We start from the raw sequence: 21,333 nt of genomic DNA on the forward strand, positions 1-21,333 counted from the left end.
ATTACCTCCAGTCACTGCACTTGAACACCGCTTGCAATCGCGCGCGAATCAGACATTCTAGTGAAAACGAAACGCATTTCGGGTCAGGGCCCGACCATAAGGGGGGTTAGATGTTGCATACTCGCGCGCTCTTCACCGTCAGCACGCTGGCACTTGGCCTGGCGGCGCAAACCGCTTTCGCACAGGACACCGCGCCGCCTGCCGTCGCTGCGGCCGATGCGCAAGCCCCGGCGCCCGGCGCGGCCGGACTGGGCGAAATCGTCGTCACTGCCGAAAAGCGCCCCTCCGTGGCGCAGAACACGCCGATCGCCATGACGGTGGCTACCGGCGCGGATCTTGCCAGGAACGGGGTCAGCGATGTCAACGGCCTCGCCAACGTGGCGCCCACCGTCAATATCGCCCAGAACAACGCCAACACCATGATCACCATTCGCGGGGTTTCGAGCCGCGACTATTCGGAAACGGGCGATCCGGCCGTTGCCGTCAGCATCGACAACTTCTACCTCCAGCGCGCCTTTGCGCTCAACGCCGCGTTGTTCGACGTGGAGCGCGTGGAAGTGCTGCGCGGCCCGCAGGGCACGCTCTACGGTCGCAACGCCACGGCCGGCGCGGTCAACATCCAGTCGGTCAAGCCCGGCGACAAATTCAGCCTCAACGCGGCAGGCGAAATCGGCAATTACGGCACGCTCAACCTGGAAGCGGGCATGACCGTGCCGCTGACCGACACGCTGAGCGTGCGCGTGGCCGGCACCCGGCAGACCCGTGACGGCTATCGCACCAATCCCGGCTATCGCGGCGGCGACGACAACGATACCAGCGGCGCGCGCCTGCACGTGCTGTGGAAGCCCACGCCGCGCCTGTCGATCCTGGTCACCGGCGAGTATGTGGACGTCGGCGGCGTAGGCGCCGTGATCAAGGGCGTGCCCTATTCCGGCCTCAACAGCGACGGCACGTTGACGATCGGATCGGCCAAGACCTGGAACGTCAACCACCAGGGCTATACCGATATCACCGCCAAGGCCGTGCGCACGGCGATTTCCTATGACCTCGATTTTGCCACGCTCAGCTTCTTTGGCGGCTATCAGCAGTCGGTCCTGCATCGCGACAACGACCAGGATGGCGGCACCAGCTACAACTATGGCTTCCAGCAGAACGAGAACGTCAAGGACCAGAACTACGAACTGCGCCTGAGTTCCAACAACGCCCACGGCCTGACCTGGCAACTGGGTGCCTATGCGTTCAAGGAAACCGACGCGCTCAACACCTATTTCCAGGTCCACGGGTTGAGCCCCGATCCGTTCAACTTCTACACGTTCGATTACAACGTCGGTTCGCGGTCCAAGGCTGCCTTTGCCCAGGTCGGCTATGACCTGACGGATAGTCTCAAGGCCGAGGCCGGCATCCGCTATACCCAGGATGACAAGTACCAGCGCGGCTACAACATCATCGCCGGGACCTATTCCGATCTCGACAACGTCTATTCGGGCAACCAGGTGACCTGGCATTTCGGCCTGAATTACAAGATCAGCCCCGGCCACCTGCTCTATGCCAAGGTCGACAAGGGTTATAAGGCCGGCGGCTATACCACCACCAATTCCTTTGGCCCGGAAAAGATCATCGCTTATGAAGTGGGCAGCAAGAACCGCTTCCTGGGCAATGCCCTGCAGGTCAACCTGACCGGCTTCTACTATGATTATTCGGGGCTTCAGGCCCAGGTGGAAGACCCCGATACGGCCTTGGTCTATACGCTCAACGCCGGCAAGGCGCATGTCTATGGCGGGGAAGCGGAAGTGGTCTGGCTGGCCACGCCCGGCACCAAGATCGATCTGAACGCGGCCTATCTGCATGCCCGCTATGTCGATTTCTGCACGATCACCACCGATCCCTGTCCGGCGGCCAACGATCTGGCCGGCAATACGCTGCCCCAGGCGCCGAAGTGGACACTGGCCGGCGGCATCCAGCAGGACATCCACCTGCCGGGCGGCACGCTGACCCCGCGTGTGCAGACGCGCTATGTCACGCGCACCTATTTCACGGTCTACAACACCGCGGCCGAGCGCCAGGACCCCTATTTCAAGACCGACGCGCAACTGACCTGGACGCCGGACAACGGCCCCTACACGATCACCGCTTATGTGCGGAACATCGAGAACAACACGATCCTGACATCGGTTGGCGAAGCCAGCTATGCCGGGGGCTATCTGGTCCAGTTCGCCGCGCCGCGCACTTACGGCGCGCGGATCGCCTACAAGTTCTGATCCCTTGCGCGCGGGGCAGGCCGCCTTTGGCCTGGCCCGCGCGCCTTGCCTGCCCGCACACACCCGGTTGCACCTGGCGACGCCATCGCGCGCACGGGGCGCGACACCGTGCGCGCCGGGCGCATTGCTGGCGGAGTGTGGCATGACTGGTGAAGTGCTTTGCGGGGACCGCGCGATCGCCGACGATCTCGTCGCGTTGAGCGAGGCATTGGTGGCCGGCCGGGTGCGCGCCGTCGATGCCGTGGAAGCCGCACTCGCCCGGGCACGGGCCGTGCCGGGCCTCAATGCCGTGGTCGAGCTCGATGAAGCCGGCGCGCTGGCGCAAGCCCATGCCTGCGACCGCGAACACGCCCAAGGCCATGTGCGCGGGCCGCTGCATGGCCTGCCCCTGGCCCACAAGGACATGTTTTATCGTGCCGGCGCCCTGACCGAGGCGGGATCGCGCATCTGGCGCGGCCACCGGCCCGACCACACCAGCCCGCTGGTGGCGCGACTGGAAAAGGCCGGCGCCATCACCATCGGCCGGCTGCACATGGCCGAATTCGCGTTGGGGCCCACCGGGCACAACGCGCACCTCGGGCGGTGTGGCAACCCGTGGCATGGTCCGGCGATTTCGGGCGGATCGTCGTCGGGTTCGGGCGCGGCGGTGGGCGCACGCATCGTGACGGGCGCCCTGGGATCGGACACCGGTGGATCGATCCGCCTGCCTGCCGGCATTTGCGGGGTGGCGGGGCTCAAGCCGACCAACGGCCTGTTGCCCGCCGCCGGCATGATGCCGCTGTCGCACACGCTCGACACCGCCGGGCCGATCGCCACGTCCAGCCGCGCGCTGGCACGATTGCTCACCGTGCTGGCCGCCAACGGCACAGATTACGAAGCCGCGCTGGGCTGCGGCACGAACGATCTCAGTGGCCTCACCATCGGGCTGCCCGATCGCCATTTCCTGCAAGACCTTGCCCCGCAAGTGGCCGCGGCGCTCGATGCTGCCGCCGGGGTGCTGGCAAGCGCGGGGGCGCGTGTACGCACCGTCACCATGCCCGACCAGGCCGATCATGCGCGCATCGCCGCCGAAATCTGGGCACCGGAGGCCGCGCGCGTCCACCAGCGTACGCTGGCCGCGCGGCCCGACGATTATGGCGAGCAAGTGCGCAACCGGTTGCTGGATGGAGCCCGCGTCGATGCCGACACTTATGCTGCCGCGCTGCTGGCACGCGATGCGGCGCGGGCGGCCATGCTGGGCGGACCGTTGGCCGAGGCCGATCTCCTGCTCACGCCGCTGATGCGCAAGCCGGTGCCGCTGGCCGCGACGGTCGAGGCAGCCGCCGGGCCCGCCATGCAGGCGATGATTGCCGAAATATCCGCCCTGACCCGGCCGATTTCCATGCTCGGCTTTCCCGCGCTGGCCACGCCGATGGGGTTCGATGCGCGTGGCCTGCCCCTGGCGCTGCAACTGATCGGTGCGCCCCTGGCCGAAGCCACCTTGCTGCGCGCGGGCGATGCGCACGAGCGCGCAACCGGCTTCCTGGCGCGACGCCCCGATCTCTCTCCCTTTGCCTAAACCGTCCATCTTTCAGGAGCACGTCCATGGATATCGGTCTCTTTATTCCCATCGGCAACAACGGCTGGCTGATTTCCGCCAATAGCCCGCAATACATGCCGAGCTTTGAATTGAACAAGAAACTGGTGCTCGCGGCCGAAGGCTATGGCTTCGACTTTGCCCTTTCGATGATCAAGCTGCGTGGCTTTGGCGGAAAGACGCAGTTCTGGGACCACAACCTGGAAAGCTTTACCTTGATGAGCGCGCTGGCGGCGGTGACCAGCAAGATCAAGCTGTTTGCCTCCACCGCCATTCTCACACTGCCGCCCGCGCTGGTGGCGCGCATGGCGGTGACGGCGGATTCGGTGGCGCCAGGCCGCTTTGGCGTCAACATCGTCACCGGCTGGGCCAAGGGTGAATATGACCAGATGGGCCTGTGGCCGGGTGACGCCTATTTCGGCTATCGCTATGACTATGCCAGCGAATACGTGCAGGTGATGAAAGACCTGTGGGGCCAGGGCCAATCGGGTTTCAAGGGCAAGCACTTCCAGATGGACGATTGCCGCCTGGGGCCAAAGCCTTCGACCGCGATCCCGATCGTGGGTGCCGGGCAATCCGATCGGGGCATGGAATTCGTGTCCAACTACGGGGACTACAACTTCGTTACCGCCGGCGGCATCAACCAGCCGACGCAGCACGCCGGGCAGGTGGAACGCCTGATGCAGGCCGCGCAGAAGACCGGGCGCGATGTGGGCGCCTATATCCTGTGCATGGTCATTGCCGACGAAACCGACGAAGCGGCCTTTGCCCGCTGGGAGCATTACCGCGCCGGGGCCGATGTCGATGCGCTGGCCTGGATGTATGACCAGGGCCAGGCCGACACCACCGCCGGCAGCGACAGCACGGCACGCCACATCAACCTGCCCGAGGGGGCGGTGAACTTCAACATCGGCACGTTCATCGGCTCTTACGCCAATGTCGCGCGGATGCTGGACGAAGCTGCCGCCATCCCCGGCACCAAGGGCATCATGCTGACGTTCGATGATTTCGAAAGCGGGATCGAAGCCTTTGGCCAGAAGATCCAGCCGCAGATGGCATGCCGCGCCGACCGGTTGGTCGACGCGTAAAACGATACCTGGCACGTGGCTTGAAGATCGCCTTTCAAGCCACGTGCCCTGCACGATAATCTACGTCTTGATAGCGGCGGCGCGGTCAGACCAGGCCATCCAACCGGCCATGACCGCGCCAAGCCCCGCCACCCAGCTCATCAACAGGAACGTGGTGCCGTAATCGCCGCAGGCCTCATAGACCAGGGCAGCCACGGCAGGGCCGATCATCACGCCCAGGAACGTATAGACCAGCGCCCCGCCGATCACCCGGCCCGCATCATGGGGTTGGCAGTGGCGGGTGCATTCGGCCATCAGCACGCCGTTCCACCCGCTCATGCAAAAGCCGAACAGGCCCAGCACAGCGATCTGCACCGCAGCAGGCATGGCATCGAGCCGCCACAACGCCACCATGCAGGCCATGGCGATCAGGCCGATGGCGCAGAGCACGCGAAAGCCGCCGATGCGGTCGCCAACCAGCCCCCACGAGATGCGACCGACCGCGCCGCACGCCTGGACTACGCCGGCCACCACGCCGGCCGCCACCAGTGGCCAGCCATGATCGACGAGCATCGAGACGGTGAACGCCGACAACGACAACTGCAGAGAGGAATAGAGCATGCCGAGCAGCGCCAGCACGCGTAGCGAAGCATGCCCCCAGACAAGGCGCTGTTCGTAGAGGAAACTGCCGGCCAAGCGCCCAACCATGCTGCCGCCAGCGCGGCTGGCCGGCCCGCGCGGGCCGTCACCATCGCTGGCCAACACGGCGATCATCGCCAGGCAGGGCACCGCAGTCAGCGCCAGCGCCAGCCGCCAGCCGATGACCGGCGCCAGGGCCGGATAGGCCAGGCTGGCAATCACCCCGCCCAGCGGCACGCCGGCCTGCTTGATCGAAAAGATCAGCGCGCGGCGTGCCGGCGGCGTCACTTTGCCCAGGATCTGGGCCGATGCGGGATTCTGCACACCATAGCCCACGCCGATCACCAGCGAAGCCAGGCCGGCAATCCAGGCGTTGCCGGTGGTCAGCAGCAACAGCGCCAGGGCATAGCACAACAGCGCGAGTTGCTCGATCCGAACCGGGCCAAACCGCACGATCATGGCCCCGGCCATGGCCGATGCGATCATGCCCGAGGCATAGATCACGCTGATCTGGTACCCGACCCAGTGCGGCGCCAGGCCGAAATCGCGCGCCACCAGGGGCGCGATCCCGGTCAGCACCAGGGCGGTGGCCGTAGAGAGGATCTGGATCGTCGTGGTCGTCGCCAGTGCGCTGGCCAGGCCCTTGGCCGGCGCGCTGCGGCCGGGGGCGGAAGCGGGGGACAGCATGGGCTTGGGTGGCGGCAAGCTGGCAGCCGGCGGATGCGGGTCGATCATGCCGGCGCCATAATGTAATGCTTTACATTTGCCAAGCGGCAAGTCACACCAGTGCCGCTATCCGACGGAGTTGGTGATGAATTACGCACATTCTGCGCCCCTGGTGACCGCGCGGGTGGAAGCCGCGCTGGCCCGCATCGCCACCCGCGACGCCACGGTGCGGGCCTGGCTGCACGTGGATGACACCGGCGCGCTGGCAACGGCGCGCACGCTCGATGCCCTGGCGGCCGACGCGCGCGGACCGCTGCACGGCCTGATCATCGGGGTAAAGGACGTGATCGCGGTGGCAGGCATGCCGCTGACGCACAATTCGCCGCTCTTTACCGGGCAGGTCGCTGCGCATGACGCCCCCTGCGTGGCGATCCTGCGCGCCGCGGGCGCCGTGATCCTGGGCAAGACCGATACCACGGAATTTGCCGCCGCCGGTCGCAACGCGGCCAGCAGCAATCCCCACGATCCTGCCCGCACGCCCGGCGGCAGCTCTGCCGGATCAGCCGCAGCGGTGGCCGATGGCCATGTCGATGTGGCGCTGGCCACCCAGACCGGCGGCTCCACCATTCGCCCGGCCAGCTATTGCGGCATCCACGGGTTCAAGCCCAGCTGGGGCCTGGTCAGCCGCGAAGGGGTGAAAACCTATGCCAACAGCCTGGATACGGTGGGCTGGCACGCGCGCAATCTGGGCCTGATCGACCGACTTTGCGCGGCATATGGACTGGCCCCGGCATTGGCAGTGCCGGCGGACGCGCCCTTGCGCATCGGCGTTTTCCGCACGCCGTGGTGGGACAGTCTGGCCAGCGATGCCCAGGCCGCCTTCGAGGATGTCGTCGTGGCGGGCCTGGCGCGCGCGGGGGTGGCGCTGGAGCGGATCGACGATCTGCCCGATTTTGCCCATCTCAACGATGATCACCGCGCCATCCTGTTTCGCGAAGGCGCGGCCAGTTTCCGCGATCTGGCCCACACCCGCGGCGCATTGCTTCATCCCGATTTTCATCTGCGCGTGGCCGCACTCGACCAGTTCGACGACGAACGCCTACGCCTGGCGCGCGACCGGGCGAGCGCCGCAACGCGCGCGTTCGAGCGGGCAACGATCGGGCTCGATGCCGTGCTGGCACCAAGCGCACCGGGCATCGCCCCGTTCGGCCGTGGGCCGGGCGATCCGCTGTTCAACCAGCCCTGGACGCTGATGCAGGTGCCCGTGCTGAACCTGCCGCTGGCGCGCGGCGGGCAGGGCATGCCGATCGGCGTTTCGCTCGTGGCGCCACGCTATGCCGACCGGCGGTTGATCGCCGTGGCCCAGGCTTTGGAAGACAGGTTGGCGGCCGTGGGCGTGCTGCCCACCGATGCCGGGCCGCTGCCGGCCTAGCTTTTGCGCCGCCTGCGCCGGGGCGCGGCGGTGGATTGGCGCACGATCAGGCGATGGGGCAGCACCACCTCGCGCGCTGGCGGCTGCTCTTCGGCCGGCAGCAGGGAATCGAGCATCAGCCGCATCGCCGCTTCGCCCAGTTCGATCGTGGGGATGTGAATGGTCGTGAGCGGCGGGCTGGCAAAGGCGCCGAAGCGCAAGTCGTCGAACCCGACCACCGACATTTCATCGGGCACGGCAATGCCGCGCTGTTGCAACGCGCTGAGTGCGCCAAGCGCCATTTCATCGTTGGCGCAGGCAACGGCGGTGAATTCGTCGCCATTTTCCAGCAGCGACACCATCGCATCGTGCCCCGATTGCAGCGAGAAATCGCCTTCGGCAACGAGGGCGGCATCGAATTCCAGGCGGTTGCGCGCCAGGCCGAGGCGATAGCCGGCAAGGCGATCCTTGGACATGAACTGCGCCAGTGGCCCGGTGATCGTGGCGATGCGCCGATGGCCCAGTTCGGCCAGGTGGCTGACGACAAGGGCCGCCGCCTCATGATTGTCGATCCGCACCCGCGGCAATTGCAGGTCTGGCGGATATTCGCAGGCCGCCACCAGCGGCGGCACCTTGCCCCCGGCAGGCGGGCGGCGCACCACGTCGGGCAGGCTGTTTTCCAGCAGGATCATGCCATCGGCCTGCTTGCCGGCGATCATGGCGGTGTATTTGTTGAGCGTTTCGACATCGCCTTCGGTAATGCCCAGCAGCACGCGCATGCGATTGGCCCGCGCCACGTTCTCGATCCCCTGGACGAACGCCGAGGTGAACGGGTTGTAGATGCTGGGCACGGCAACGATCACGTTGTCGCTGCGCTGGCGGCGCAGGCCGGCGGCCAGATGGTTGGGTTCGTAGTTGAGATCGACGATCGCCGCCTCGATCCGCTCGATCGTGCGCGGGCGCACCAGCGACGGCGTGCTGAGCGCGCGCGAAACGGTGGCGACCGAAACGCCGGCGTGGCGGGCGATGTCCTTGATGTTTGCCATGGTCGATCGATACAGAGCGGCAGGGGCGGCGGCAAGCGCCACCCCGGCAGCCGCCGTTCGTCTCATCACGCCGGCGCGCGGGCCAGGGCCGGCTCGATCACTTCGGCCGCATGCCAGGCAAAGGCCATCGCCGGGCCATTGGTGTTGCCCGAAATCGGCGTGGGCATGGCGGCGCAATCGGCCACGTACAGCCCCTCCAGCCCATGAACCTTGAGATCGGGTCCGACCACCGCGCCGCCGCCCGCGTCCTGGCTTGGCCCCATGCGGCAGGTGCCGGTGCCGTGCAGGCCGGTCGAAACCATCCAGTGTGCAGCGGCCATGATGGCCTCGTCGCTCTCCACCGCAGGGCCGGGCACGGCTTCCTCGCCCAGCCAGGGGGCCAGCGCCGGGGCCTGCATGATGGCGCGCACGCGGCGTAGCGCCTTGACCACGGTGGCGCGATCGGCCGGATCGGCAAACCAGCACGGCACCAGGCGCGGCGGCGCCGCCGGATCGGTGGACGCCAGCTCGACGTGGCCGTGGCTGGCCGGGCGCAGGCAAAACGCCGTGGCGGTGATCCCCGGGACGGGATCGGTCTGGCCGCGCCCGGCCTCGGGCTTGTCATCGCCGCTGCCACCCATCGAATAAGGCGAAATGCCGATCTGCAGATCGGGCCAATCGACAGTGGCGGGATCTTGGGGATCGATCGCGGTCATGATCGACACTTCGGGCAAAAGCGAGGCCATCAGGCCCTTGCCGGTCAAGATATAGCGAAGCCCGTGCCAATAGGGGCGCCACCCGCGAAATTGGTGGTTGAGGCCCCGCGCGCCGCGCAAGCGCCAGCTCATCGCGAACATCATGTGCTCGTTCATGTTGCGGCCCACGGCAGGGTTGACGTGCACCGGGGCGATGCCGTGGCGGGCCAGCACCTCGGCCGGGCCGACGCCGGAAAGCTGCAAGAGCTTGGGGCTTTGCAACACGCCGGCGGCCAGGATCACGCGATCGGCAGAAAACGTCTGCTCCTGTCCGTGGATGGTCACGACCACGCCGGTGGCGCGGCGCCCTTCGAACACCACTTTGCGCACCAGCGCGCCGGTACGGATCGCAAGGTTGGGCCGCCGTGCCGCATTGCGCAGGAACGCGGTAAAGGCAGTGACGCGCCGGCCACGCCGGTCCACCGTCTGCTGCGTGGCGGCGGCGACCGGGGTGGCGGGGGTGTTGACATCGTCGAGCACGGGAATGCCCGCCTGGCGTGCGGCATCCAGGATCGCGGCGCTGAGCGGGGGATGCGGCGGCACGCAGGTCACTTCCATCGGGCCACCGCGCCCGCGGCCAGGCCCGCTGCCCGGCCCGACATAGTTTTCCAGCGCGACATAGGCCCGCTCGATCGCCGCCCAGTTCCAGCCGGGATTGCCCTGCGCCTCCCAACTGTCGAAATCGCGCGGCTGGCCGCGGAAATACCAGGTGCCGTTGACGGCGCTCGACCCGCCCAGGCCTTTGCCATAGTACCAGGTTTCGCCCGCCGGGCGGCCGGGCTGTGGCTCGGCCGGAAAGGGCCAGTACCAGCGCGGCTTGGTCCACATCCTGACCATGCCGCGCGGCATGCGCACGAACAGTTCGTCGTTGCGGCCGCCCGCTTCCAGCAGCAGCACCCGGCGCGTGCCGTCGCGGCTCAGCCGGTCGGCCAGCACGCAGCCGGCCGATCCGGCGCCGACGATGATCGTGTCGTATGGCGGGTTCATGGCAAACTCCTCACGCGCCGGCAGGGGCCGATCCGGGGCGGTAATCGGGGGCAAAGCGGAACAGCAGCAGGCTCAGGCCCATGGCGGCAAAGCTTGCGGCCGGGATGGCGACATGGCCGGCGACGACAGCAGCCGCGACCGGCGCAGTGGTGGCTGCGCCCGGCACATAGCCGGCGCGGCCCAACAGCCATGCACCGGCGGCACCGCCCAGGCTCATGCCCAGCTTCACGCCAAAGCTGGACGCGGCAAACAGGAAGCCCTGCGCGCGATAGCCGGAACGCCACGCGCCATAATCCACCGCATCGGCCATCAGCGAAAACAGCAGCCCGCCGATCAGCCCCTGCCCGAAATAGGCCAGGATGTTGGCAACGAGCACCCAGGAAGGATCGGCCGAAAGCGGGATCAGCGCCGTGAACAGCGCAGCCAGCCCCGCACCGATCGCGCCGGTGCGCCGCTTGCCGATCGCATTGGCCAGCACCCCCGCGATGGCGGTGCCGGCCAGCACCGCCAGCATCGTGAGCATCAGCCACGAAGTGAGCGCGGGCGCTGCCAGTACCCGCTCCGCATAGAACACGAACGACTGGAGATGCCCGGCAAAGCCGATCCAGAAAAAGAAATTGACCAGCATCGTGGCGATCCACGGCCCGTTGCCGCGCGCCGCCTCCAGCGATTGCGCGGTGGTCAGCCGGGCCACGTCCTGGGCCACGGCGACGCGTTCGCGCGTGGTGGCAAAGGCATTGAGCATCGCCAGCAGCGTGACCAGCGCCAGGCCAACCGCCAGCACGAAAAACCCGCGCGCCTCGTTCCCCGGCGCGATCAGCCGCACCAGCGGCAGCGCGGCATAGCTGATCCCGACCGTTGCCGAAGACCCGAGGAACTCGCGCAAGGCGTTGACCGTGTTGCGCTGGCGCGGATCGCGGGTGAGCGTGGGCAGCATCGAATTGAACGGCAGGCTGGCTGCCGAATAGAGCATGCCAAGCAAGGTGTAGCTGGCAAAGACATAGGCAATCCGTGCGGTCCCCGCCCAGGGCGGTACCCAGAACACCAGCGCCCCGCACAGCGCAAAGGGCAGCGCCACCCAGATCAGCCAGGGGCGATGCTTGCCCCAACGGGTGTGCGTGCGATCGATCAGCAAGCCCATCAGCGGATCGAACACGGCATCGAGGCAGCGCGCCACCAGGAAGACGGTGGCCACCGTCGCGGCCGGGATCGCGCAAACGTCGGTGTAGAAATAGAGCAAATAGGCACTGGTCATGCCAAAGGACAGGTTGATGCCGAAATTGCCGAAGCCATAGCCCAGCTTTTCACGCCAGCGCAGGGTTTCCCGCCCCCGAAGTGCTGCTTCGTTCATGCCCGTGTCCCGCCCATGTCCATCAGCCTTTCCCGCGCTGCCAATCCCTGTCGTGTCCCCGCCGGTTCAGACGCTTGCCCCGGTGGCAAGCGGCGACGCCAGCGTTCCGGCATAAGCCAAAGAAGCGCGAATGGCGCGCAGCGGATCGGCCACGGCATCGATTTCCAGGATCGCCCATTCGAGATCGGTCCGCGTTGCCAGAACAGCAGCCCAGCCCGGCAGATCGACCTTGCCGGTGCCCAGCGCGGTGAAGAACGGGCGATGGGCGCGGTGGATGTCGTGGTCGATGGTGGTGCGCAACGGCATCGTGCCGCGCGCGTCCTTCCAATGGGCGGCGGCGATGCGTTCGGCATGGCGCGCCGCAATCGCCACCGGATCTCCGCCCGAAAGCAGGATATGCGCGCTGTCGGGGCAGAACCCGACGTAGACCGGATCGGTCAACAGCAGCAGCAGGTCGATATCGCGCGGCTGGCTGAAAATCGAATGGGCCTCGGTGTGCAGCGCCAGGCGCACGCCGTGGTGCAGGGTGCGCGCGCCGAGCCGGTTGGCAAGGCTTGCGGCCTGTTGCATCAGCGCAAGGTCGGCAAAGACCGGAGGCTGGGCGTCCCAGCTCGTGCGCATGGGCAAGCCGATGACCATCGACTGCGCGCCCCAGCCGGCGAGATGCGCCGCCAGCGCTTCGCCCCGTTCCAGCCAGCGCGCCTCCACGTGCGGATCACCCAGCCCAGGCTCGATCGCGATATCGGCAAAGAAGCCGCCGGCAATCGCCAGGCCGCGCGCGGCCAGTTGCGCCGCCGCATCGGCATGGCTGCCATAAGCGGCAATGAGATCGTCGGCCCCGAACGGGGAAAAGGTCAATTCGATGCCGCGCACGCCGCTTTGTGCCAGGGTGTCGAGCATGCGGTCCCAGAACGCGCGTGGATCGGCCTTGCCATGCGCCACCACCGCTTCCTCGGTCGGAAGGTCCCAGAAACCGGGATGGAAGAACGTGATCAGGTCGACACCGAACGAGAGCATGAACGCAGGCACCTTGCAGAATCGGCGCATCGAGCCGAGGGCTCGCACACCAAATGTAATCCATTACGTTTTGCAAAAGCCCGAATCCGCGCCGCTTGTCAAGCACTGCGCAGAACCGCTTGCAGGGCCCGGTGCTTCGAAGCTAGATGATGATGGTAACGTTTTCATTTAGGTGGCGGAAGGACTGGCATGGCACGACGCATTCGCATGGGACTGATCGGTGGCGGGCCGGGTTCCTTCATCGGCCCGGTCCATGCCATGGCGGCGCGGCTCGATGGGCAGATCGATCTTGTCGCGGGCGTGTTCAGCCGCGACGCGGCGCGCAATGCGCTGGCGGCGGCAGGCTATGGCGTCGATCCGGCACGCGCCTATGCAAATGTCGAGGCGCTTCTGGCGCAGGAAGCGCAGCGGCCGGACGGCATCGATTTCGTCACCATCGCCACGCCCAACGCGCACCATGCCGCCGCAGCGACAGCAGCGATCGATGCGGGCGTGGCGGTGCTGAGCGACAAGCCGATGACCGCAACGCTGGCCGAAGCGCAGCAGATCGTGGCGCGGTTGGCGCACAACCCGGTGCCATTCGGGCTGACCTACACGTATACCGGCTATCCCCTGGTGCGCGAAATGCGCGCGCGCGTGGCCGCCGGCGCCATCGGCACGCTGCGCAAGGTGGTGGTGGAATATAGCCAGGGCTGGCTGGCCGGTGCGGCCGAAAGCGGCCAGGCGCAATGGCGGCTCGATCCGGCGCGATCGGGCGAGGGCGGCTGCATTGCCGACATCGGCGTGCATGCGTTTCACCTGGCCGAATTCATTGGCGGCACGCCCGTCGTGCGCCTGGCCGCAGACCTGGGCAGCGTGGTGCACGGGCGTGCGCTGGATGATGATTGCCAGGTCTTCCTGCGCTTTGCCAATGGGGCGCGCGGCCTGCTGATGGCCTCGCAAGTGATGACCGGGGAGGGCAACGGCCTGGCCATCCGGCTCTATGGCAGCACCGGTGGATTGCGCTGGAGCCAGGAAGAGCCCAACCATTTCGACTGGTTGCGCGAAGATGGCGGGCTGGAACGGGTACGCGCGGGCGACCCGTCGCTCGGCGCTGCGGCACGCCGCGCGACGCGCCTGCCGGGCGGCCATCCCGAAGGCCTGATCGAAGCGCTGGGCAATCTCTATCGCGATTTTGCCGGCAGCCTGGCGGGCGAGCCAGGCAGCCTCGTACCCGATGCCGGCCAAGGCCTGCGCGGCATGGCCTTCATCGCTGCGAGCGTGGCCGCCAGCCGCGCTGGCGCGGGCTGGGTGGACTTTGCCCCCTGATCGCGGTGCCTGGCCGTCAGCTCGGGAACAGCAGCGCCGATGGCTGGCTGAATGTCAGCGTCTGGACCTTTTCGCCAACCACGCCGGTCTGCGGATCGCGGCGGAACACGGCAATGGCGTTGCTGCCCTGGTTGGCCACCAGCACGAAGCGGCCATCGGGGGCGAAGGCGAATTCGCGCGGCTGGATGCCATCCACCGCGCGCCGGTCCACCGGCGTCAACGTGCCTTTGGCCGGATCGATGGCAAAGCTGACCAGGTGATTATCCGTGCCGCGGTCGGTCACTGCCAGGAAACGCCCATCGGGCGAAACATGCAGTGCCGCCGCCCCCACTTTGCCGGCAAAGCCGGCGGGGGCCAGCGGCACCACCTGGCGCACCGTCAGGTGCCCTTCGGCGTAATCGAGCACGGCCACCGCGCCCGCCATTTCCAGCGTCACATAGGCCTGGTGGCCGCCCGGCGCAAAGACCAGATGGCGCGGACCCGAACCGGGGGGCAATGCCAGGAAGGGCTGTCCGGGCACGGCCGACAGCGGATTTTCGCGCTGGGCGGGATCATAGCGATAGGCATAGATGCGATCCGCCCCCAGATCCTGCGCAAAGACGAAGCGGCCATCGGGCGAGGACACCGCCGAATGGACATGGGCAGACGCCTGGCGATCGGCATCGACCAGGCTGGCGTGGTGCGTCTTGACCTGGATGACCGGCGCCAGGCGGCCATCGGCCAGAACCGGTGCTACCGCGAGCGTGCCGCCCGGATCGGCCGATACCGAATAGTTGGCAATGAACAAAAAGCGCCCGTCGCGGCTGAGGCTGGCATGCGTTGGCTCCGCGCCAAGGGACGCGACGCGGTTGAGGAACGCCAGGCGCCCATTGCGCGGATCGAGACGATAGGCCGAAACCCGCCCGACCGGGTCAGCTTGCCCGTCACCGTTTTCGTTGACGGCGTAGAGATGGCGGCAATCGGCCGAAAGCGTGAGCCACGAAGGATTGCCGGCCGCTTCCACCTGCAGCGGCCGCGCGGCGATGGTGCCGGTGCGCGGATCGAAATCATAGACGGCGATGCCCTGGCCGCCTTGGCCGGTGTACCCACCCACCAACAGCGGCTGCGCCGATGCGGGCAGGGGGGCGAGCACGGCAGCACCCAATGCCAGCACGATCCCCTGCGCGAAGACTTTGAAATCCATGTGGTCGACGCCCTCTCTTGCCGGCAATGCGCCGTGGCAGTGGCCGTTGCACCGCGCGCCGTCAAGCGGCGATCAGGCGGCCAGCTCCTCGGCGCCCATCGCGCGGTTCCGGCCGCCGTGCTTGGCAGCGTAGAGCGCCCGGTCCGCCGCCTGGACCGCGGCCTCCCACCCCTTGCCGGGCAGGGCCATCGCGGCATGGCCCAAGCTGATCGTGCAGGACAGCGGCGTGCCATCGGGCAGGGTGAGCGCCGCATCGGCCACGGCCTGGCGCAGCCGTTCGGCCAGGCCGGCACGCGCGTCGATCTTGTCGTCGGCCAGCAGGATCAGGAATTCCTCGCCCCCGATGCGCCCCAGCACGTCGCCGCTGCGCAAATTGCGGTTCAGCACCTCGGCGACCAGCATCAGCATGGCATCGCCGGTGCCATGGCCATAGCGATCGTTGATCTGCTTGAAATGGTCGATATCGATCGCGATCACGCCCACTTTGCCACGCGGGCGGCCACAGCGCGCTTCGGCCAGTTGCCAGATCACGCGGCGGTTGGCGACGCCGGTCAGCGGGTCCTGGCGCGCATGGCGGATCAGTTCGGCATCCACTTCGCGCTTGATCATCCACAGATAGCACGGCGCGATCGCCCAGGTGAGCAGCAGGCGCGCCGTCAAGCCGAAGCTGGACGTCGGATCGGACCCGCGCCCGCTGGCGTCGCTGCCCAGCCACCAGGTGATGCGCAGGACGAGCATGACGATCCAGGCAATGTGAAACCCCGCCAGGATCAGGGCGATCGGCCGTCGTGCCGGATCGTGGCACCGCCACAGGGCAAACACCGTGGCCATGGCCACACAGGCGCGCAGCCCGGCGCCCAGCGCCACCATCATCCGCATATCGGGCCCGATGCGCGCCACCAGCGCCAATTCGCACAGGCCCAGCGCCAGGGCCACGGGCAGCACCCAGAATTCGGCGCCATGGCGCTGGCAAATGGCATTGAGCGCCAGGAAATGCGCAATCGTGCCCAGGTCGAGCAGGGCGTTGCCCCACAACGCCCCGCTCTCCAGCACGGGAATGAAGCCCGGCGCAAACAGGATGGCAAAACCCGCGGCGATCAAGCCATAGCCAGCGGCAACGTACGCCGCCCCACGCTGGTCATCGCGATTGCCGATATGACGCGTGGCAACCGCTAAGGCCACCAGCGACATGGTGGCAATCAGCGCATTGATGATCAGCAACGTGCCGATATCGAGGAGTTGCGAAATCACCATCATCGCATAGCGCCCCGCCATCCTTCGCCACGGCGGCACAAAGCGCCGCCGGCCTGGGTATCTGCCTGTCGTTAAACCATACCGCCAGTGACTGAGCGGATTGCTAATATCCCATTCGGGTGGTTTGCGAAAGTCACGGCTGACACTTTACCGCAGCGCTCGGGTAAAGTGTCACGCATGACTAATCGACGCGACAAGCGTGCCCATGGCCTGGAGGGGATTCACAAGAGAGTCGGTTTGTGCTTGAAATGTTCGCATGTTTCAGCCTGACCTCTTCGCAACGGATCTGCCCGTCGCCCCGCGCAGACCACGCCGCCTGCGCGCCGGAGCAGGGGGCATAGCCAAGCCGGGCATGAAGCCAATGCCAACGCCGCCCGCCGATCACGACATGGACTTGCCGGCCGTGCTCGAAAAACTGGCCCAAGTCTCTGCCAGGCCGCGTTATACGTTCATGGTGCTCAACCTCATCGCCAGGGCCGCGGGCGCGTCAGACAGCGCAGGACCTTATGTGCGTGAAGGCGGCCAGGCGATCCCGGTGCGTGACTGGTTGAGCGACGCGCTGATGCCGATGGCCCAGCGCGATGCGCGGCGCCGTGCCGTGGTGGAGCAAGTGCGCGCCGAGCTGGTGGCACGCGGCGCCTTGCCCGATGATGCGGCCCTGGCCGAGCAGGCGATCGCCACCGAACTGCGCGAGCGTCTGCGCCATTCCGGGCGCACCAACGTCAGCCGTGCGGTGTCCGACCTGGTGCGCGCCGGGCTGATCCGCCGGCATTACCAAGGCTATTGCGTGGATCATGAAAACCGCGGCGCCCAGCGCGAAGCGGTTTATACTATTATACCTGCCGTTAAGCGCGCACTGGGCAAGGCAATCTGAACCGAACCGGTCGTCAGCGCAAACAACAGGCAAAAAAATGGCCAGCCCGAAGGCTGGCCGTTTTGAGTTTGGGAGAGGATGCCTGAAAGGCCTGCTCCAAATGGGTGAAATCGTGACTTGGTGCAAGTGCGAAGGGAGCAAGGACAGTTGCGCAGTTTGCAACTATGCTCGCAATTTCATTTAACATAACCTTTATTATGCACTTTACGGCTCACATCACGTCGGCTCGTCCTCTTGGCAAAGTCACCGCCAATGCACGCCAAGCCTGGCAATTTCCGCCTCGCCGCAGCCGACCAGCAAGATCGCAAACCACCGCGGCTTTTGATCAAGCGAGCAAGTGACGGTCGAGCCAGGCTGCTGCAAGGCGCGGCCATTGCCCGGCAGGCGCATTGGCCGGCCCGGTGCCAAAGCCGTGGCCACCCTCTTCGAAGAAGTGCGCTTCCACCGGTCGCCGTGCCGCTTGCATCGCCTCGATGAACGCCGTGCTGTTTTGCCATGGAACGGCCGGATCGTCGAAAGCGTGGGCCAGCATCGTCGGCGGCGTCTGTGCGTCGACATGCTCGGCCGGAGAACGCCGGGCGACCAGGGCTGCATCGGGATCGGGCCCGAGCAGGAGTTCGCGCGAAAGGGCATGGCCATAAGGCGCGCGCATCGCGATCACCGGATAGACCAGGACGCCGCATGCGGGCCGCGCATCAAGCGTATCGAGATGATCGCCCGGCGCAAACAACGGCTCACGATACCCGGTCAGCAGCGACGCGGCCAGATGCCCGCCCGCCGAAAAGCCCATGACGGCCACCTGGACCGGATCAAGCCCAAGGCGCAGAGCCAGTGCCCGGATGCGGCGCATGGCGCGCTGCGCATCGGCCAGCGGCACATCGGCTCGCGCCGTCCAGCCCTCGCCCGGCAGGCGATAGACCAGGACATGGACAGTATAACCCAGGGCGGTGAAAGCCTGCGCCACGTCCAGCCCTTCGTTGCGAACCGAGACAAAGCTGTAGGCGCCGCCGGGAATGACCAGCAGCGACCGGCCATTGCTCTGCCGGGGCCGAAACACGTGCAGCGCCGGCGCGCTCACGCCATTAATGAACGTGGCGGCCAGGCCGGCCGGGCGCTGCGGCGGAGCAAAAGTCCCGCCCGGCGGCGGCCCGTCCCACAGCGGCACCACTTCTGCTTCTCGCCAGGCCGCCGGCAGGTCGCTCGCCCCGATCGGGGTTTGCAATGGCGGCGGCACGCTGGCGCGCGCCGTGGCCGGCGCGGCCGTGGCCGCGGCCGGAAATGGACCAGCGATCATCGCTCCACCCACCATGCCCAGCACGCCGCGCCGATCGATGCCCTGGTCCATTTCCTGTCGTTTCCCATTCCCGAGTCCGGCCTCGATCAGTACTTGAAACCGACGCGGACGCCATAGGTGCGCGGCGGGGCATAGCTTGCCGTGGTCGAGCTCCACACCGGTACCACGGTGGTGGGAATGCGGCGATCTTCCACATTGTTGATGAACAGGTTCACATAGGCGTGGCCTGAGGCGTCGTCGAACTGCAGGTTGAGATCGGTCTTGGTATAGCCGGCAATGCGCCCCTGTGCGATGTTCTGCGCGGTGGCATAGCTCATCGACTGGGCGAAGAAATCCACAGCCGGCGTGATCCGGGCGCCTGATGCCAGGGTGAACGCGTGCGAATAGCTGGCCCGCGCACTGAACTTGGGCGCAAAGGCGAGACGCTTGCCCGAATTGTCGGTGGTGGCCGCCGTGATCGATGCATAGCCCAGCAGCGGGGCAAAGATGTTGTACATCGTATCGGCATAAAGCAGGCCGTCAGGCGTGTCGGCAAAGCTGCGGAAGCGCGCATCCATCAACGAAACATAGCCCGACAGGCGATCGGCCGAAGTGGGACGGAACGTGGTTTCCAGCTCAAGCCCGCGGATACGCGCCTTGGCGGCATTGGTCGTCACCGCGATCGGCCCCTGCACCGGATCGACGATGATCGTCGAAACCTGCAAGTCGCGATAGTCCATCTGATAGGCGGTGAGGCCCACGAACAGGCGATTGCCCCAGAAATTGCCGCGCAGACCCGCTTCATAGTTGGTGACGGTTTCCGGCGCATATTGGCGGAAGCCAGCAGGGTTGGTGCTGGCCTGCAAGCCGCCGCCGCGGTACCCGGTCGAAACCGTGACATAGCCGACCACATCGTGGGTCAGGTCAGCATCGACGCCAAGCTTCCAGTTCACCTTGCTGAAGTCCACCGCCGCGCGGTTACGGTCATCGGTATAGGCAAGCGTGCCGCCCACCGGGCAGGTATCGGCGCTGACTGTGGCGCGCGTCACCGTATTGCCCGCGCAGACCAGCTGCTGTTCGCGCGAAAACACCGAATCCCAGGTGGAGCGCACCCCGGCGGTCAGGCGCAGGCCGGGCAGTGGCTTGAGCGTCGCCTGGCCGAACAGCGCGTGCGAACGGCTGCCCGTGCCCGAATAGGTGTTGACCACGTCCACCCCGGCAATCGTCGAAATCTGGTTGCCGGTGCCCGCCACGATCGGGCCAAAGGCGTTGAACACGGTGTTGAACGGCGCGGGCGCGGTATTGCCCGCGTGCAGCAGGCGCTGGCCCGAAGGCTGCTTGTCTTCATAGAGATAAGCGCCCGCCACCAGCTTGAGCGGCCCGCTTTCGTAGTTCACGTCCACTTCGTTGGACCAGGTGCGGGTGCGCTGGCCCAGGTATTCCTGCGAGAACACGCCCGACGCGGCCACCACCCCATCGTTCTTGAGCAGCGAATAGCCGGCCAGCCAGGTCACCGTCAGCGGCGCGGAAATCTGCCAGACGACCTTGGAGCGCAAATCATAGCTCTTGATCGACTGGCGATTGGCGGTCACCAGATCGAGGCCTGGATTGATGGCGTCGGACTGGACGATCGTGCCGGGCCCGAACGTGCCGGTGGTCAGGTTGGCCTGCGGATAATAGGTGTAGTTGCGCAGGTAGACAGCCGGCACCGTGCTATGGTTCTCGCCATAGCTGCCCGACAGGCGCCAGCTGAACGAGGACGTCGGCTGCCACTTGGTGGTCACGCGCACCGCGGCCAGATCGGCGCGATCGAACCGATCGGCCTTGAATTGCGGGCCATAGCCATCGTTGACCTGGCGAAACGCCGCCACGCGCAGGCCGAGCGTATCCGATACCGGCAGGTCCACCGCGGCCTGGGCGCGGATATCGTTGAAGCGGCCATATTGCACGCTGGCACTGCCACCATAGAGCTTGCCCGGATCGGCAGTGTTGATGTTGACCACGCCCGCCGTGGCGTTGCGGCCATAGACCGTGCCCTGCGGCCCGCGCGCCACTTCCACCGAGGCGATATCGAACACCGCCATCGACAGCGCGGCCGACGAGGGATTGTAGATACCGTCGAACTGAGTGGCGACCGTGGAATAGCCGCTGAAGCTGTTGTTGCTGCCAATGCCGCGAATGGCAAAACCGTTCTGCGACAGCTTGAGCGAGGGCACGGTGGTCGCCAACTGCTCGCCCGTGGTCAGCCCCTGGCGATCCAGCAATCCCTGCGCCACCACGCTGACCGCGATCGGTGCCTTGCTGAGCTTTTCGCTGCTCTTCTGCGCGGTCACCACGATTTCGCCCACGGCCTGGTCGGCGGGCGCTGCCTGCGAGTCCGACGGCTGGGCAGCCTGTTCCACGGCCTGCCCATGCGCGGCGGTGGCAAGCGCGGCAACCGCGCATGCGCCGGCGGAAATCAGCCATTGGGTGCGATTCATCATGTCACTCTCCCTGATGCCAAGGATGCCGGTGCCCGCCGATGCGAATGGGGCAGACCCCGCGCCGTTCCTCGTGTGTTGCGTAATCGATTGCACACATTTCCACGCAGCGTCAATGGCGCGGCGCGAATTTATTGCAATCGATTAGATTCCGGGCGGCAGGAAATGGCGTGCACCGGCCTTCCCCGCGGCACGCCCGCGCGAATCAA

15 protein-coding genes are annotated in these 21,333 nt (G+C 66.6%); 6 read left to right on the plus strand and 9 right to left on the minus strand.

All coding sequences use genetic code 11. From position 1 onward, the window contains the following. Positions 1-110 precede the first annotated feature (110 nt). From FHT19_RS12930 to rutA, 3 genes are all read left to right on the plus strand, one after another. Entirely contained in the window at positions 111-2,258 is a 2,148-nt protein-coding gene (locus tag FHT19_RS12930; RefSeq protein WP_168557137.1) for a TonB-dependent receptor, read from the plus strand. A 142-nt stretch (positions 2,259-2,400) separates the two neighbouring features. Next, the gene (locus FHT19_RS12935; RefSeq protein ID WP_169475436.1) at positions 2,401-3,816 is read left to right on the plus strand and encodes an amidase; all 1,416 of its coding nucleotides are present in this window, start codon (positions 2,401-2,403) and stop codon (positions 3,814-3,816) included. A 26-nt stretch (positions 3,817-3,842) separates the two neighbouring features. Continuing rightward, the gene (gene rutA / locus FHT19_RS12940) at positions 3,843-4,922 is read left to right on the plus strand and encodes a pyrimidine utilization protein A (protein WP_169475437.1); all 1,080 of its coding nucleotides are present in this window, start codon (positions 3,843-3,845) and stop codon (positions 4,920-4,922) included. 60 nt (positions 4,923-4,982) lie between these two features. On the opposite strand, the gene FHT19_RS12945 is transcribed toward rutA, so the two are convergent. Further along, a complete protein-coding gene (locus tag FHT19_RS12945; protein WP_248290446.1) occupies positions 4,983-6,275 on the minus strand; it encodes an MFS transporter in 1,293 nt (430 codons plus the stop codon). A gap of 76 nt (positions 6,276-6,351) precedes the next feature. On the opposite strand from FHT19_RS12945, the gene FHT19_RS12950 reads away from it, so the two are divergent. After that, complete coding sequence (locus FHT19_RS12950; RefSeq protein ID WP_169475438.1) at positions 6,352-7,638, plus strand: amidase; 1,287 nt, start codon at positions 6,352-6,354, stop codon at positions 7,636-7,638. Here the strand turns inward: FHT19_RS12950 and FHT19_RS12955 are convergent. The 4 genes from FHT19_RS12955 to FHT19_RS12970 form a co-directional block, all read right to left on the minus strand. Next, positions 7,635-8,663 (minus strand): LacI family DNA-binding transcriptional regulator, encoded by a 1,029-nt coding sequence (locus tag FHT19_RS12955; protein WP_168557141.1) that lies wholly within the window; start codon positions 8,661-8,663, stop codon positions 7,635-7,637. The genes FHT19_RS12950 and FHT19_RS12955 overlap by 4 nt on opposite strands. A gap of 65 nt (positions 8,664-8,728) precedes the next feature. After that, positions 8,729-10,384, minus strand: a complete 1,656-nt coding sequence (locus FHT19_RS12960; RefSeq protein WP_169475439.1) for a GMC family oxidoreductase N-terminal domain-containing protein — start codon at positions 10,382-10,384, stop codon at positions 8,729-8,731. 10 nt (positions 10,385-10,394) lie between these two features. Next, positions 10,395-11,735: a glycoside-pentoside-hexuronide (GPH):cation symporter gene (locus tag FHT19_RS12965; RefSeq protein ID WP_169475440.1), complete on the minus strand. Its 1,341-nt coding sequence runs from the start codon at positions 11,733-11,735 to the stop codon at positions 10,395-10,397. Between the two features lie 66 nt (positions 11,736-11,801). Next, positions 11,802-12,752 carry a sugar phosphate isomerase/epimerase gene (locus FHT19_RS12970; RefSeq protein ID WP_168557144.1) on the minus strand — a complete coding sequence of 317 codons (951 nt, stop codon included), beginning with the start codon at positions 12,750-12,752 and terminating at the stop codon, positions 11,802-11,804. A gap of 189 nt (positions 12,753-12,941) precedes the next feature. On the opposite strand from FHT19_RS12970, the gene FHT19_RS12975 reads away from it, so the two are divergent. Continuing rightward, complete coding sequence (locus FHT19_RS12975; RefSeq protein ID WP_169475441.1) at positions 12,942-14,060, plus strand: Gfo/Idh/MocA family oxidoreductase; 1,119 nt, start codon at positions 12,942-12,944, stop codon at positions 14,058-14,060. A 16-nt stretch (positions 14,061-14,076) separates the two neighbouring features. Here FHT19_RS12975 and FHT19_RS12980 read toward each other — a convergent pair whose 3' ends face one another. After that, positions 14,077-15,243 carry a lactonase family protein gene (locus tag FHT19_RS12980; RefSeq protein WP_169475442.1) on the minus strand — a complete coding sequence of 389 codons (1,167 nt, stop codon included), beginning with the start codon at positions 15,241-15,243 and terminating at the stop codon, positions 14,077-14,079. Positions 15,244-15,315: 72 nt separating this feature from the next. Continuing rightward, on the minus strand, positions 15,316-16,518 hold the full coding sequence (locus tag FHT19_RS12985; protein WP_169475443.1) for a GGDEF domain-containing protein: 1,203 nt from the start codon (positions 16,516-16,518) through the stop codon (positions 15,316-15,318). A 331-nt stretch (positions 16,519-16,849) separates the two neighbouring features. Between FHT19_RS12985 and FHT19_RS12990 the strand changes: the two genes are divergently transcribed. Continuing rightward, the gene (locus tag FHT19_RS12990) at positions 16,850-17,371 is read left to right on the plus strand and encodes a hypothetical protein (protein ID WP_169475444.1); all 522 of its coding nucleotides are present in this window, start codon (positions 16,850-16,852) and stop codon (positions 17,369-17,371) included. Positions 17,372-17,696: 325 nt separating this feature from the next. Here the strand turns inward: FHT19_RS12990 and FHT19_RS12995 are convergent, their stop codons facing one another. Next, positions 17,697-18,716, minus strand: coding sequence for an alpha/beta hydrolase (locus tag FHT19_RS12995; protein ID WP_169475445.1), 1,020 nt, complete (start codon positions 18,714-18,716; stop codon positions 17,697-17,699). A gap of 35 nt (positions 18,717-18,751) precedes the next feature. After that, the gene (locus FHT19_RS13000) at positions 18,752-21,127 is read right to left on the minus strand and encodes a TonB-dependent receptor (RefSeq protein ID WP_169475446.1); all 2,376 of its coding nucleotides are present in this window, start codon (positions 21,125-21,127) and stop codon (positions 18,752-18,754) included. Positions 21,128-21,333 lie beyond the last annotated feature (206 nt).

The organism is Novosphingobium sp. SG919 (genome assembly GCF_012932495.1).
In the GTDB taxonomy this organism is placed as follows: Bacteria; Pseudomonadota; Alphaproteobacteria; order Sphingomonadales; family Sphingomonadaceae; genus Novosphingobium; species Novosphingobium rhizosphaerae.